Origin of the sequence: Polaromonas sp. CG_9.5, from assembly GCF_035984465.1 — a bacterium.
Classification (GTDB): Bacteria; Pseudomonadota; Gammaproteobacteria; order Burkholderiales; family Burkholderiaceae_C; genus Polaromonas.
On the sequence record NZ_JAXCHR010000010.1, the window covers coordinates 90,523 to 106,040 of the forward strand.

At 56.5% G+C, this 15,518-nt stretch carries 11 protein-coding genes; 2 read left to right on the plus strand and 9 right to left on the minus strand.

Features of this window, described 5'->3' with window-relative positions:
• Positions 1-22: 22 nt before the first annotated feature.
• The 6 genes from RCH06_RS10085 to RCH06_RS10110 all read right to left on the minus strand — a co-directional run bounded on the left by RCH06_RS10085 (position 23) and on the right by RCH06_RS10110 (position 9,948).
• A complete protein-coding gene (locus RCH06_RS10085; protein WP_327081328.1) occupies positions 23-6,001 on the minus strand; it encodes a hybrid sensor histidine kinase/response regulator in 5,979 nt (1,992 codons plus the stop codon).
• A gap of 56 nt (positions 6,002-6,057) precedes the next feature.
• The gene (locus RCH06_RS10090) at positions 6,058-8,142 is read right to left on the minus strand and encodes a methyl-accepting chemotaxis protein (RefSeq protein WP_442799637.1); all 2,085 of its coding nucleotides are present in this window, start codon (positions 8,140-8,142) and stop codon (positions 6,058-6,060) included.
• A gap of 235 nt (positions 8,143-8,377) precedes the next feature.
• The gene (locus tag RCH06_RS10095; RefSeq protein ID WP_327081330.1) at positions 8,378-8,908 is read right to left on the minus strand and encodes a chemotaxis protein CheW; all 531 of its coding nucleotides are present in this window, start codon (positions 8,906-8,908) and stop codon (positions 8,378-8,380) included.
• A gap of 23 nt (positions 8,909-8,931) precedes the next feature.
• Positions 8,932-9,297 carry a response regulator transcription factor gene (locus RCH06_RS10100; protein ID WP_327081331.1) on the minus strand — a complete coding sequence of 122 codons (366 nt, stop codon included), beginning with the start codon at positions 9,295-9,297 and terminating at the stop codon, positions 8,932-8,934.
• Complete coding sequence (locus tag RCH06_RS10105; RefSeq protein ID WP_327081332.1) at positions 9,297-9,695, minus strand: response regulator; 399 nt, start codon at positions 9,693-9,695, stop codon at positions 9,297-9,299. Before RCH06_RS10105 ends, RCH06_RS10100 begins: the two co-directional genes overlap by 1 nt.
• Positions 9,696-9,774: 79 nt before the next feature.
• Positions 9,775-9,948, minus strand: coding sequence for a rubredoxin (locus tag RCH06_RS10110; RefSeq protein ID WP_327081333.1), 174 nt, complete (start codon positions 9,946-9,948; stop codon positions 9,775-9,777).
• 82 nt (positions 9,949-10,030) lie between these two features.
• Here RCH06_RS10110 and thiD point away from each other — a divergent pair, with 82 nt between their 5' ends.
• Both thiD and hemL read left to right on the plus strand, forming a co-directional pair.
• Entirely contained in the window at positions 10,031-11,005 is a 975-nt protein-coding gene (gene thiD, locus RCH06_RS10115) for a bifunctional hydroxymethylpyrimidine kinase/phosphomethylpyrimidine kinase (RefSeq protein ID WP_327081334.1), read from the plus strand.
• The gene (gene hemL, locus RCH06_RS10120) at positions 10,986-12,317 is read left to right on the plus strand and encodes a glutamate-1-semialdehyde 2,1-aminomutase (protein ID WP_327081335.1); all 1,332 of its coding nucleotides are present in this window, start codon (positions 10,986-10,988) and stop codon (positions 12,315-12,317) included. Before thiD ends, hemL begins: the two co-directional genes overlap by 20 nt.
• Positions 12,318-12,462: 145 nt before the next feature.
• Here the strand turns inward: hemL and purH are convergent, their stop codons facing one another.
• The 3 genes from purH to dusB all read right to left on the minus strand — a co-directional run bounded on the left by purH (position 12,463) and on the right by dusB (position 15,403).
• Complete coding sequence (gene purH, locus RCH06_RS10125; RefSeq protein WP_327081336.1) at positions 12,463-14,034, minus strand: bifunctional phosphoribosylaminoimidazolecarboxamide formyltransferase/IMP cyclohydrolase; 1,572 nt, start codon at positions 14,032-14,034, stop codon at positions 12,463-12,465.
• A gap of 65 nt (positions 14,035-14,099) precedes the next feature.
• The gene (locus RCH06_RS10130) at positions 14,100-14,336 is read right to left on the minus strand and encodes a helix-turn-helix domain-containing protein (RefSeq protein ID WP_327081337.1); all 237 of its coding nucleotides are present in this window, start codon (positions 14,334-14,336) and stop codon (positions 14,100-14,102) included.
• A gap of 44 nt (positions 14,337-14,380) precedes the next feature.
• Entirely contained in the window at positions 14,381-15,403 is a 1,023-nt protein-coding gene (dusB, locus tag RCH06_RS10135; RefSeq protein ID WP_327081338.1) for a tRNA dihydrouridine synthase DusB, read from the minus strand.
• Between the last annotated feature and the right edge of the window lie 115 nt (positions 15,404-15,518).

Consider the following 15,518-nt stretch of genomic DNA (forward strand, 5'->3'; position numbering starts at 1 on the left):
CCAGCGTGCGCAACAGGCAATTTTAGGCAACAGCCACGGCTTTTTGAGCGCAGTATTGGCCCACCAGGCGGAGCAACTCTTCTTCAGAATAAGGCTTGCCCAAATAATGATTAATGCCTAGTTTCATGGCATGTTCGCGGTGCTTTTCGGCAATGCGTGAGGTAATCATGATGATGGGCAAGTCCTTCATGCGGGCATCAGCCCGAATGTTGCGAACCAGGTCAAAACCGTCCATTCGCGGCATTTCAATATCAGACAGCACCACGGACGGAATTTCTTCCTGCAGCCGCTCCAGCGCTTGCAGACCATCGGCGGCCATCACCACCCGGTAACCATCGCGCAACAGCATGCGCTGGGTCACACGCCTCACAGTGATAGAGTCGTCCACGACCATCACGAGTGGCGCTTTCTGTGCCGCCGATGGCAAGTCGATATTCAAGATATCGCCATCAGAAGCCCCGGCGGCTTTTGAATCGGCGTACTTCAGGCTCCAGGCACGCGCCTGTTCGCCGTACACGGCAGCCAGCGCCACAGGGTTATAGATCAGTGCCACGGCACCCGAAGGCAATACCGACATGCCAGTCAAACCAGGCAACCGGGCCAGCTGAGGGCCCAGATTTTTGACCACGACCTCACGGTTGCCCAGCACTTCATCGACATGCAAGGCAATACGCTGGTCAGCGCTCCGGAAAATAATCACCGGTGAGGTCTTGCCCTGCACTTCACTGCTGTTATGCGATGACTGCAGCAAGGCGCCTGACCAGAAGAACGGGACCGCCTCGCCGCCGACATCGAGTGTGCCAGTGCGATAGGCCTGCGCCAGCTCAGCGGCCGAAGACCGTCGCACGGTTTCAACCACGCTGACCGGTACACCGACCGACAGGTTGCCGGAGCGGATCATCACAACCTGCGTCACAGCAGTCGTCAGGGGCAAGACCAACGTGAAATGCGTGCTTTTTCCTGCAACGCTAGCGGTTCTTATGCGTCCACCCAGCGCCATCACATCGGTACGGACTACGTCCATACCGACACCGCGACCGGCAAGTTCGGTCACGGTGTCTGCGGTTGAAAACCCCGGCACGAAAATCAGGTCGGCTATCGCCTGGTCGTCCACTGACTGATCTGGTGTCATCAATCCAAGCCGGATGCCCTGCGCACGAATACGCGCCAGATCGAGCCCGGCGCCGTCATCGCTGAAGTCCACGGAAATATCACTGACTTCCTGGCGAAGCTGGACAGTGATCAAGCCGACGGGATCCTTGCCCGCATCGGCGCGGACTTGTGGCTCTTCAATGCCGTGGGTCACGCAGTTGCGCAGCAAATGCTCAAACGCCGGCAGCATCCGATCCAGCATGCCACGGTCCATTTCAAGATTACCGCCCTGCAGATCCATTCGCACCTGTTTGCCGGTTTCTTTGGAGGCTTGCCGGACTACCCGGTACAAACGCTCTGAAACGCTGTCAAATTCCACCATGCGCGTGCGGAGCAAGTCACGCTGCAACTCGCGGGTCTGGCGGCCTTGAATAATCAGGTCGTCTTCGGTGGCTTCAATGGTGCGCTGTAAAGTGCGCTGAACGGTTGCCACGTCGTTGACCGACTCGGCCATCATGCGCGTCAGTTCCTGCGCACGGGTAAAACGGTCAAACTCCAGCGGATCAAAGCCTGTCTGGGCTTCCTTGGCCAGCGCCAGGCGTGACTGCATCTGGGTTTCAGTTTGCAGCTCAATGTCGCGCAGCTGTTGCCGCAACCGTGTCAAATTACTGGTCATATCGTTCAGGGACAGCCGCAACTCGCCAATTTCAGACTCCAGGCGCGAGCGGGTGATCATTACCTCGCCAGCCTGGTTGACCATGCGATCAAGCAACTGTGTGCGTACCCTGATGGAGGCATTCGTAGCCTGACGCAAGGGCTGCATCGCGAGGGTTTGCGGAGCAGGAATTGCAATTTTTCCGATGCTGTCGCTACGGTCTGACGACATACCCGAAATGCCGGCCTTTTCTTTAGAAGTACCGAGCTTGTCAGCGTGCTGTTTTTGCTCATTGGCAATAACTGGCGCAGCTACAACGTCTGCCAATGGGGCCTGGACGGCAGCGACATCTGCTTGACGCAACACTTCAAAAGTGCTTTGCATTCTGTCAAAGCGATTGAGCAAGGGCTCAAATTCCTGGCTGGCTGCTGCGTCTGAACCGACATAAGAAATTTCCGACTCGATATGGTGCGCCATTTCACCGAGTCGCATGGCGCCTGCCAGACGTGCGCTGCCTTTGAGGGTATGCAGTACGCGCAGAACTTCCTGGCGTGCGCTCTGGTCGTCAGGGCTATCGCTCCACTGACGCAATGCAGCGCCAAGCCGAGGCATCAACTCTGCACATTCTTCTTCGAAAATCGGGAAAAGATCGAGGTCAATCGTATCGACAGCATCAATGTCATCGTCATCGAATGCAAAAGCTGCATCGTCCACGGAAACTGCTATCGGCACAACTTGTTTTGCAACAGCTTGCGGTGCCGTCACAACCTCAATCTCGCTCTCATCCTTAACGGAAGCTACAGGGTCAACAGCGGTTTCGTGCGGCACGTCAGTGGCAGGTTCAGTGCGGTCTTCGCTTGCAGGTGCGAGGTCGTCAAACAGCTCAAACGCATCGTCATCGTAGGTTTGTGGCGAGTCCGAACCAGAGAACTCCAGCTGTTTCAGTCGATCAAGAATGTCCTGCTGAGGCTGCTTCAAGAAGCCTGCTGCAAACTGGTGCAGCAAACGGCGTATGTCTTCCGAAGCGTCGACAAACAGCTGCCCGTAGGCAGAAGCGCCGTGGTTATGATGAGTGCGTGAGTTTCCGAGGGCATTCTCAAGCGATCGCGCCAACTCAGAGAGCGACATGAACCCGACGGTTGCTGAACTGCCCGTCAGTGAATGGGCCAACGCCACTGTTGATGCACTGATCGGCTGATCACTTTCAAGTGCCCATTCGGCAACTTCACTTACTAACCGGCGTGACCACTCATCAGCTTCGTTCAGGTAAACGTTGTAAAGAGGAATTCCTATACGCAACCCATCAATGATCTTGATTCCACTGTCTGCATTTTCCTCTTGACTGACTTCAGACACAGGAACGCCATCAAGGCTGGCCAGCACTTGATCCTGTTCATCCACCTTCAATTCTGGAATATCGTTTTCAATTTCCAACGGTATGGGTTCAGCCTGGTCCGCCTTATCACTCATTACGGTAGACAGTGGCAGGTCTGTCGCCACTTCAGAAGCCACGAGGTCATTTGGCAACTCGATCGCCTCAATAGCGGTTGTCTCGGCAAGTTCTGGACTGGCCGCATCGGCCAGAAAATATTGATCGAAATCAGCATCGGTCAACTCAACCGTATCCACGATTTCAGGTACCGCTGGGGTAATTTCAGGCGCCATTGCAGGCTGAATGCCGGCATCCGCCTGTAAGGCTTCAAGACTGCCTTTCGAGTCAGCAGCCGCTACATCTGCAACGGAAGACGACAGCAATGGATCGCTGACTTCGCCAGACAAGTCCAAAGCACGGTAGCGCCCTTCGATGTGCATGGCCTCCGCACTTCGACGGAACGGAGCAGCCGACCACGGGCTGTCCTTAGCCGCTGCGATATCGGCCACCCATCGTTCAAACGCGTTGATCACTTCGGAACACAAGTTGCGGAATTCCTTGATCGCTGTTTTTTGGTCTGCCAGCCAGCTGTTGAGCATTTGCTCCATCGACCAGGCGGCCTCGCCAAACTCGTTCAGACCGACCATTCGCGCACTGCCTTTGAGCGTGTGAAAGGCACGCCGCAATACCGTCAGTTGTTCGCTATCAGCAGGATCTTTCGCCAAGGCTTCAATCGCTTGCAAGGCATTGACAATAACTTCACGCGCTTCCTCCAGGAAAATATCCTGCAGATCATCTTCCTCAAACTCCAAGGGAGTGGGCAGACTCACCGGCAGCTGAGCGACCGGGGCCGCAACAGGAATCGTCTGGGCAACCGGCGCATCATCGGAAGCAACGTGAAGGCTTTCAACAGCAGCCGTGACCTCCTCTTGCGGCGGGGCCAGCAGAAACTGATCCGCAGGCACAGAAAGCAACTCCGGCTCTTTGTCGAGCGAATCAAAGAAAATATCGTCAGTAACCAAGCCTTCTGTTTGATTCACAACGGCAGCCGCTTCAGAAGAAAGCGACTCATTATTCACGGTGACGCTTGACGCTGCATCAAGGGCGCCTTGCGAACGGCCCATGAGTGGTTTGAGCTCATCTTTATCTTCGTCATAGACAAACAGTTTTTTTGCCAGCACGGGCTGGTAATTAAGCATGTCAATCAGAAAACTCAAGGCGCCCAAATTGTTGCCGAGATGCTCAAAAACTCCAGTGACTTGAGCCGATTTCTCGTCAATTTCAGTTTCGAGCATTTGCTCAACACGCCCCCTCATGTGCAGTATGGCCTTGGCGGCTTGATCCAAACCCAATACAGACAGCACGCCGCGCATCTGGGACAACTGCGCTGGCACCAATTGCAGACTGGTCTTGTCTTGCGGATTGCGAAAGAATAAATCCAGCGACTTCTCAAGATCGCCTAGGGACACGCGCAATTCACTTACTACGCTGCCCATGGTTTGCTTGTCACTAACGCGGCTATACAACTCTTCCATCCAGCCTTCCAAGGACTGAGGCTCGCCGCCATTAATAACCCATTCGAGTCGCTCAGCCAGGCTGGCCGTTCTAACCGCCAATTGAGGATCGGACGGATCCAGATCTTGAAACACTGCCTCCAGATAAAGCACGGAAGTGGCCACTTCCATAGCCAATTGAATGCCGGGGGTTTGGCCTGAGCGCACCGTCGACTCAACCGCCCCGGTCAAGGCTACCGCAAGGGGTTCGCTGGGTGCATGGAGCTTGCGCAATGAATCGGTCACCAAGCTGAACTGGTCGGAAACCAGTTTCATTTTGGTGATTTCACCGGCACAAAGCGAAGACCAAGCCTCCTTGGCAGAAACAATTCGTTTACGCGCCTGCGCAAGAAGCGCCGGATCAAAGCGGCCAAACTGCAGAAGTTCGTAATTCACCGGCTTGAACTGTGTCAATCCGTAGGCAAAACGTACCGCCGACAGCACAGGCGTGTCACTGGCCCGGTTTGACACCGCCTGAGCGCAGAAAAACAGCAAGTCCAGCGCCAGACGCTCAGAGACGGATGTGTCGCCTTTGGAAAGCGAAGCATATTGAATCAAAATTCTGGAAGCAGCCCGCCGGACATACAGGTCAGAGCCCAACAAATTGTGGGCTACCGCTTCAAAATAGCCTGCAACTACAAGCCAGAAAATTCTGACCTGGTGTTCAGTCTGGTTGGCAGCAAAGCCCAGACTCAAATCCCTGAGACTGCGAGCTGCCTGAGAATTCTGGCCCTTCATGAGCTGAAGAACCGATTGATCCAGCGTGGAACGCGCTTCATCGTCATACGGGCGCGCATCGGACAGCACGGACAATTGCGGCTCCAGCCAACGCCACTCGAACGGCCAGAGATCAGCCGGATGAATACGCTCTGCCCGCACCAACTCCTGCACATCTCGATATTGAGGAAAGAGGGACACAGCAGAAACAGGCTTGTCAGCCAGTACACACTCCAGATATTCTGTAAGGGCAAAACTGGCGTATTCAATCTTGGCCACGGCATCTTGAGTGCAGAGCTCTGGATGCTGCAAAAACTTTTGCGCAGCAGATTCCATCGCTCGCAGCAGCAACGCAGGGCTGGCCAGTCCCACCATTTCCAGCACACCAACAGCCTGATGGAGTTGCTGACGGGCAATTCGCAGTTGACTGGTCTCTATTGCCGCAAGATCAGAACCGCGCGCCATTTCGGCGTCCCAAGCAAAACGTTTGAGCGCTTTGGAAGCGCCCTCCAGCGACTTTCGAAGCTCATCCAGAACCCAAGCCAACGGGCTCAGGTCACTCACGGAAGCATCAGGTTCGGCGGCGATTGAATTCGTGACCATAGAGTGCATAAATTACAGACAGGTTCAGGAATTGAGGCTTGCAGTCAGCCCGTAAAACAAGGGGTTCAAGCAATCTTGAATCGTGATACCGATTGACGCAACTCTTCCGCCATCCGGGAGAGATCACGCACCTGCTGCGCCGTTGAACGGGTACCTTCTTCGGTCTGCTCGGTCACTACAAAAATATGCTGGATATTGTCAGCAACCACATTGGCGGAGACAGCCTCTCTGGAAGCGGAATCGGAAATTTGCACGATCAGATCAGCAAGATGACGCGACACCTGGTCAATCTCGGTCAACGCGGTACCAGCACTGTCAGACAATTTAGCCCCTTCGACCACACCCTGCGTAGAACGCTCCATAGCGGCTACGGCGTCCTGGGTATCCGTCTGAATGGCTTTGACCAACGCTGAAATCTGGCGCGTTGCATCGGCAGACCGCTCAGCCAACCGCTGCACTTCCTCGGCCACTACTGAAAAGCCTCGTCCGGCTTCACCAGCTGAAGCGGCCTGAATGGCAGCATTAAGCGCAAGCACGTTGGTTTGCTCGGTAATGTCAGAAATCAGCTCGGTAATTTCACCAATCTCCTGGGACGATTCACCCAGTCGCTTGATGCGTTTCGAGGTTTCCTGAATCTGGTCACGGATGGAATTCATGCCGCCGATGGCATTTTGCACCGCCTGCAGGCCGGATTCAGCAGCAGTCAGAGACTGACGCGCAACCAGGGAAGACTCCTGCGCCTGCGTGGAAACTTGGTTGATTCGGACGGCCATATCCAGTACGGACTGGCCGGTTTCCCGAATCTCGTGCAACTGCTGGGTCGATGCGGCCAGCAACTCAGTGGACGTGTTTTCCACCTGCGCCGTTGTCTGCGCCACCTTGGTCGCCGTGTTTTGCACGTTACCCACCAGCTGGCGCAACTCTTCAACCGTGTAATTCACCGAGTCGGCAATAGCACCCGTAATGTCTTCTGTCACGGTGGCTTCTTGCGTCAAATCGCCTTCGGCAACATTTTGCAATTCATTCATCAGTCGCAAAATCGCAGCCTGATTGGCGTCATTAACGCGTTTGGCATCCTGTTCCTGGCTTTTGGCATCCTGCCGCTGCCCCTCGGCCACCGCTTGACGTTTCTGGCTATCCTTAATCTGCAAACGAGCCAATCCCGCAGCGCACAGCAATGCAACCAACGCAGCCGCCACGAGCGTTGCCAGTGCACCAACGCCCAGACCGGTTTGCAAAGACAGCTTGTCCTGCAACTCCTCAAGACCTTGACGCAAAGGCTCGCTGTCCGCAATGATTGACGTCTGCGCTTCGCGGGCTGACACCAGCCCCTGCAAATTACCCAAAATGGCGCCTGCTTGTACGCGGGTCTTCTCATAAAGTGCCATCAAGGCCTGAAGACGTTCGCGCGTCTGCGGATCCTTGGACGCACGCAGGTTCAGCTCGGGACTACCGTCAAGCAGCCCTTGCGCGATTTCCTTGAATGAATTCAGATCTTTGCCGAGCAAAAACACAGCTTCAGGACTCACGCCTTCCACGGTCAGAAACTCATTGGCAGACTTACCAATCCGCTGCGTAAGCATCACCAGTTGTCCAGATGCTGAAATTTCTGTAGGCGCTGCATTTTGTTGAAGCTTGAGCGAAGAAACGGTTTCAGCGATTTCAAGCAAGTCCGAAGATTGGCGGTTAATGGTTCGCAGCGCCTCACTCACCTGCTTCAGAATAGCTTGCTGGCCCATGACAATTTTCGCATTTTCCTCAGCGCGCACCACCATCGGAGTGACTTTTTCAACTTCCGGCTGCAAGTTGCCACTTACGGCTTTCAGGCGCAAGCTGTCGTCACCTGACTTCATACCCCGCACGTTTTTAGCCAACACGTCAGCGCTCTCGCTCACGTCAGGGAACGCCTTGGCACTCCCGATCAGCGCTTGCGATGCGGATTTCGCCAGCCGCTGCGACTGCATCAGTGCCTGACCGGTTGCCGCTACTTGCTGCGCAACATTGCCAGCCTTATTCAGCGCAAAAAATGTTACAAAACCCAGAACCAGAACAGAAGCGGAAAGCAGCACCACCAGAATCTTCTGGTGTTCATTCAGCGTTCGGCGGCCGAGCAAGGGAAGGGTTATCCGATCAGCATCACCGGCCCACATGCCTTCTTCGGTGACTGACGTGCTGCTGGGGCCAAAAGCTTCTTCTTGCGCTTGAACAGCGGAAGTGCGGGAGTTTTCATTCAAGCCATTGGCGGCCAGAAATTCACCCGACAAACCCGCTGACGCCATCGAACTCCTGCCTTCAGCCTGGACAGGCTTGGTTTTAAAAAGCTTCTGGATATTTTTAATAGCAGACATGGATGGGACTTCCAGGTGAAACAGATAACAATGCGCTTTAGGCCGCAATGGTCAAAAAATGAACTTGTTGTGCAAGCAATTGAAGATTTATCTCCTGCCAGCTTGCACCCTTGTGGTCAACGTACTGATTTCCAAAAAATGCCGGTGCATCCGGCTTCTTTTCAGAAAAATCGATAAACGCATCCTGCTTTCGCAAGCCAGCCAACTTGTCGATCAGCAAAACACAGTTGACCTCGAAGGCGCTATTGAGTGAGACAAGTCGCGAATCCGAATGCACAAGCTCATTTTTGGATTGCGGCGCCACACCGCTGACATAACTGGCCAAGTCCACGACCCCAAAAAGACCGCCGCGCAAGTTGGCGACGCCCACGAACCAGGCTTGGGTATAGGAAACAGGCTGAATGCCGACGAAAGGGAAAATTTCGCCCGATTGGGCCAGTGAAAACAGGTATTTTTTTCCTCCTGCCTCAACAGCCAGCCACATGGCGGAAACGCCCTGTGTCTTGGCAACCAGCAAGCGCTCTGCCAGTCGGGTCTGCAACTCTCTAAGGGCTTGTCTGTTCGCCATGCTGTAGTTTTATATGCCGTTACTCAGGAAAGTGCCCTGATTTTGGCCATCAATTCGTTGGCATCCACCGGCTTGGTAATGTAGTCACGTGCGCCTTGGCGCATTCCCCACACCCGGTCTGTTTCCTGGTTTTTGCTGGTGCATAGCATGATGGGAATATTCGAATACAGCGGATCGCGTGCTATGGAGCGGGTCAACTGAAATCCGTTTTGTCCCGGCATAACCACATCCATGAGAATCAACTCAGGCTTTTCTTCTGCCAAACGGCGAAAAGCATCTTCAGCATTTTCGGCAGTTTTTACTTTGAAACCGTTTTTAACCAGCAAATCAGTCAAAAACATCAACTCTGTTTTTGAATCATCTACGACAAGAATATTTTTGATTGTCATCACGCTTCCCTTTGTTTATTGGCGCCCAAGGCTTGTACGATTTGCAGCAATTGATCTTTGGTGAAAGGCTTGGTCAGGTAATCCTGCGAACCGACCATACGACCCCGTGCCTTATCAAAGACACCATCCTTTGAGGACAACATCACAATAGGAACGTCGGAAAATCTTGCATTGCGCTTGATGATTGCGCAGGTCTGATAACCATCCAGACGGGGCATCAGAATGTCGCAAAAAATCAGGTCGGGTTCATAGTCATTGACCTTGGACAAGGCATCAAACCCGTCTTCAGCCAGCAAGACTTCATGCCCCCCCTGCTTCAAAAATATCTCGGCACTGCGCCTGATCGTATTGCTGTCATCGATGACCAGCACCTTCAGTCCGGAACTTGGAATGCTCACTGCGTTTACTCCTGTTTTTAAGATGACGAGCTGGTTCAACCTGCCTGACTGGCCCCGCTTAGAGCCAAGGCATGAATGCTTAGAGTTGAACCATTTCGAAATCCTCTTTGCGCGCTCCGCACTCCGGACAAGTCCAGTTCATGGGTACTTCGGCCCACGGCGTTCCGGCGGAGATTCCATGCTCTGGCGCACCTGTCGCCTCGTCATAAATCCAACCACAGATCAAACACATCCACGTCATTGATTGAGTCACAGCTTAATTGGCCTTCGAATAGATTGCAACAATTGTATCGGTGTGGCGTTCCTAATTCGAGGACGAGGCAAAATCAAAGCCTATGGCAAACCCCAACCTGCTTCCGACAGACAGCCGGCAACTCCAGATCGAGGATGATGAAGCCTCGCCAGCATGCGTTATGGCATTCAATGCCAACGACCCCAGCGGCGCAGGCGGCCTCACGGCGGACATCACCGCTATCACCTCTGCCGGGGCTCACCCGTTGGCGGTCGTGACCGGCACCTACGTGCGCGACACCGCCGAAATCCTTGACCATTTTGCTTTTGACGATGAAGCCATCACGGACCAGGCGCGTGCAGCCCTGGAAGACATGCCGGTGTCAGCGTTCAAAGTGGGTTTTGTGGGCAGCCCGGAAAACATCAGCACGATTGCCGAAATTGCTTCTGACTATGCTGATGTGCCGCTGATCGCTTACATGCCCAGTCTGGCCTGGTGGGACGAGAGCGAAATTGACACCTATCTGGATGCATTTCGTGAATTGATGCTGCCGCAGGTGACCCTGCTGATCGGCAACCACAGCACCTTGTGGCGCTGGCTGTTGCCCGACTGGCCGACTGAGCGCAGCCCGACGGCACGGGACATTGCCAAAGCCGCTTCCAGCCTGGGCGTGCCCTACACACTGGTGACCGGCATTCCACTGCCCGACCAGTTTATTGACAATGTGCTGGCCACGCCGCAAGCCGTTTTGTACAGCGAAAAGTTTGAGCGCTTCGAGGCCGTTTTTGAAGGCGCTGGCGAAACCCTGTCTGCGGCGCTTTGTGCCTTGCTGGCCAATGGCCACGACCTGCAGGCCGCCACCGCCGAAGCACTGACTTACCTGGACCACAGCCTGGAAGCCGGTTTTCACCCCGGCATGGGCCACATCGTGCCCGACCGCCTGTTCTGGGCGCAGGCTGAACTGGACGAAGAATCCGATAACGAAGCGGCCGATGCCGACCTGTCCGGCCTCGACGATGCCGACTTGACCTCCAACTCCACTTTTAATCTGCCCCCTAATGGAACAACCAAACACTAAGCCCGCCACGCCCCTGACTACGTCCCGCAACGCCGCATTATTCGAGCGCGCCCAAAAGCTGATTCCCGGCGGAGTCAACTCGCCGGTGCGTGCTTTCAAGGCCGTAGGCGGCACGCCGCGCTTCATTCAGCGCGCGCAGGGCGCGTATTTCTGGGACGCCGACGGCCAGCGCTACATCGACTACATCGGTTCCTGGGGGCCGATGATTCTGGGCCATGGCCATCCGGCAGTGGTCGAAGCCGTGCAAAAAGCAGTGCTCGAAGGCTTTTCCTACGGCGCGCCGACTGAGCGCGAAGTCGAGATGGCCGAAGAAATCGTCAAGCTCGTGCCGTCCATCGAAATGGTGCGGCTCGTCAGCTCCGGCACCGAGGCGACGATGAGCGTGATCCGGCTGGCGCGCGGCGCGACCGGACGCAACAAGATCATCAAGTTCGAAGGCTGCTACCACGGCCATTCCGACGCGCTGCTGGTCAAGGCCGGCTCGGGTCTGGCGACCTTCGGCAGCCCCACCAGCGCCGGCGTTCCGGCCGAAGTGGTCAAGGACACGCTGGTGCTGGAATACAACCACCTCGCGCAGCTCGAAGAAGCGTTTTCGCTGCACGGCAAGGACATCGCCTGCCTGATGATCGAGCCGATTGCCGGCAACATGAACTTTGTGCGCGCCAGCGTGCCCTTCATCAAGCGCTGCCGCGAGTTGTGCACGCAATACGGCGCATTGCTGGTGTTTGACGAAGTCATGACCGGCTTTCGCGTCGCGCTGGGCGGCGCGCAAAGCGTTTATGCTAAGAGCATTCCCGGCTTCAAGCCGGACCTGACCGCATTGGGCAAGGTAATTGGCGGCGGCATGCCGATGGCGGCGTTCGGCGGCACGCGTGCCGTGATGGAGCATTTGGCACCTTTGGGCGGCGTCTACCAGGCCGGCACCCTGTCGGGCAACCCGGTGGCCACCGCCTGCGGTTTGGCGACGCTGCGGGAAATCCAGAAGCCCGGTTTTTACGAGGCGCTGGGCGCGCGCACGCAAAGTTTGGTGACAGGCTTGAGCCAGGCCGCCGCCAAATCAGGCGTGCCGTTTTGCGGCGACAGCGAAGGCGGCATGTTCGGCTTTTTTCTGCTCGATGCGCTGCCGCAGAACTACGGCCAGGTCATGAAAACCGACGGCCCGGCGTTCAACCGCTTCTTTCACGCCATGCTCGACAGCGGCGTCTACTACGCCCCGGCGCTGTATGAAGCCGGCTTTGTCAGCGCGGCGCACAGCGCGGAAGACATCGACGCCACGGTAGATGCCGCAGCCCGGTATTTCGCAGGCTGCTGAACAGGCTTGCAGACCCAACGCAAATTGCTATTAAAAAAATAGCTGCTTTCACACGTCAGCCGTGCGCAAGCAGCTATTTGTCATAAAAAAAGCGGCCAAAAGCCGCTTTTTTTGATTCAGCGCCTGTTCAGCGCTGCTGTGCAAGTTAATGCCGGAAATGTCGCACACCGCTCAGCACCATGACCACGCCGCGCTCGTTGGCGGCATCAATCACTTCCTGGTCGCGCATCGAGCCGCCCGGCTGAATGACGCTGGTCGCGCCTGCATCAACCACCACATCGAGTCCGTCGCGGAACGGGAAGAACGCGTCGCTCGCCACGGCTGTGCCCTTGAGCGACAGACCGGCATGTTCGGCCTTGATGCTGGCGATGCGCGCTGAGTCCAGGCGGCTCATCTGACCAGCGCCCACGCCCATCGTCATGCCACCGGCGCAAAACACGATGGCGTTGGACTTGACGTACTTGGCCACCGTCCAGGCAAACAGCAGATCCTGCAGTTGCGCCGGCGTCGGTTGCAGCGTGCTGACCACTTTCAGGTCCGCCAATGCCAGCTCATGGATGTCGGCGGTCTGCATCAACAGGCCGGAGCCGACACGCTTGATGTCGATCAGATTGCGGCCCTGATCCCAGGCAGTAGGGCCACCGGGCGGCAAATCAATCTGCAAAATCCGCACGTTAACCTTCGTCTTGAACACTTCCAGCGCCTCGGGCGTGAAGGCAGGGGCCATCAGCACTTCGACAAACTGCTTCGAAATCTGTAGCGCAGCACGCTCGTCCAGCGGGCAGTTCAGCGCAATAATGCCGCCAAATGCTGAAGTCGGGTCGGTCTTGAACGCCTTGCTGTAGGCGTCCAGCGCATCCGCACCCACCGCCACGCCGCACGGGTTGGCATGCTTGACGATGACGCAGGCCGGCTCTAGGAAGCTCTTGACGCATTCCCAGGCGGCGTCAGCGTCGGCGATGTTGTTGTACGACAGCTCCTTGCCCTGCAACTGTTTGGCCGTGACCAGCGAGCCCGGTGCAGGGTGCAAGTCGCGGTACAGCGCAGCCTGCTGGTGCGAGTTTTCACCGTAGCGCAGGTCTTGCACCTTGATGAAGCGGCCGTTGGACTGGCCGGCAAACACGCTGGGGTCGCCTTCGGGCTGGATGCTGGACAGGTAGTCGCTGATCGCGCCGTCGTACTGGCTGATGCGGTTGAACGCGGCCACCGACAGGGCGAATTTGGTTTTGTCGGTCAGTTTGCCGCCCTCTTTGAGTTCGGCCAGCACGCCGGCGTATTGCGACGCATCGGTCAGCACGCCGACATCTTTCCAGTTTTTGGCCGCCGAGCGCACCATCGCCGGGCCGCCGATGTCGATGTTTTCAATCGCGTCTTCAAGCGTGCAGCCAGGCTTGGCCACGGTGGCTTCAAACGGGTACAGGTTCACCACCAGCAGGTCGATGGTGTCAATGTCATGCGCCGTCAACGCCGCCATGTGCGCTGGCAGGTCGCGCCGGGCCAGCAAACCGCCGTGGATTTTCGGGTGCAGCGTCTTGACGCGGCCATCGAGCATTTCCGGAAAACCGGTGTGGTCGGCAACTTCGGTCACGGGCAAGCCCGCGTCGGCCAGCAGTTTGGCGGTGCCGCCGGTGGACAGCAGCTTGATGCCCAGCGCATGCAGGGCCTGGGCAAATTCAAGGATGCCGGTTTTATCGGAAACGGAAATCAAGGCGTTCATGGGTGTCTTTTCTAAGGATGCGAAATCGTCAATAGCCGGGGATGAATGAAACAGGGGACGGCTTTTTAGCTGATGAGCTTGTGCTCGACCAGCTTTTTGCGTAGGGTGTTGCGGTTCAGCCCCAGCCATTGGGCAGCGCGCGACTGGTTTTGATCGGCATGCTGCATCACCACTTCGAGCAGCGGCTTTTCAACCACGCGAACCATCATGTCGTACATGCGGTCAGGTTCGCTGCCGCCCAGGTCGGTGAAATAGCTTTCCAGGCTGGTGCGGACACACTCTTCCAGGTTGATTTTGCTCATAGTGCAGCGGCTTCTTTCTTTTTATCGTCGTTCATCGTTTGGCGTCATGCGGCGACCGGGTCATCGGTGCTGGCCGGAATACGGGCCATCCGGTCACCCAGGTCATTAAAAAATTCAGTCACTGCCTCAAGCTGCGCCGGGGAGTCTTCCAGCAGATTCATGCGGGCCCGAAAAGCCTCTCCGCCCGGCAGGGTCTTGACGTACCAGCCAATATGTTTGCGCGCTGTTCGCACGCCGCTGAATTCACCGTACAGCTGGTAGTGGTCCAGCAAATGGTCAAGCAGCAGCGTCTTCACATCGGCCACCAAGGGCGGTGCCAGGTGCGTACCGGTCGCCAGAAAATGCGCCACTTCGCGAAAAATCCAGGGCCGGCCTTGCGCGGCGCGGCCCACCATCACGGCATCAGCGCTGGTGTAGGCCAGCACGTCGCGGGCTTTTTCGGGGCTGCTGATGTCGCCATTGGCCACCACCGGAATGCGCAGCGCGGCCTTCACCTCGGCAATCGTGTCGTATTCGGCCAGGCCTTTATAGCCCTGCTCACGCGTGCGGCCATGCACGGCAATCATCTGCACGCCGGCGCTTTCGGCGGCGCGCGCAATCGTCAGGGCATTTTTATGCGTTTGCGCCCAGCCGGTGCGCATCTTCAAAGTGACCGGCACGCCGTGCGGTGCGCAGGCGGCCACCACGGCCTCAATGATCTGCAGCGCCAGCGTTTCGTCCTGCATCAGTGCCGATCCGGCCCATTTGTTGCAGACTTTCTTGGCCGGACAACCCATGTTGATGTCGATGATCTGCGCGCCCCGGTCCAGGTTGTAGGCGGCGGCGTCAGCCATCATTTGCGCGTCGGTGCCGGCAATCTGCACGGCAATCGGCGCGACTTCGCCGTCATGGTTGGCGCGGCGCGAGGTTTTCAGCGTGTCCCACAAATCGCGGCGCGACGTGACCATTTCACTGACGGCATAACCCGCGCCGAGCTTTTTGCACAGCTGGCGAAATGGCCTGTCCGTGACGCCGGCCATGGGCGCGACAAACACATTGTTTGCCAAAACATAGGGGCCGATGTTCATGAAAGGATGGACGCGTGGGAGGGTTGCTGAAAAAGGAGGCATGATTGTAGCTGCCTAAAATTTCAGCAATTGAAATCCGGCCTGGAATTTGTCAACCCCTCTCAAGCCTTCGGCG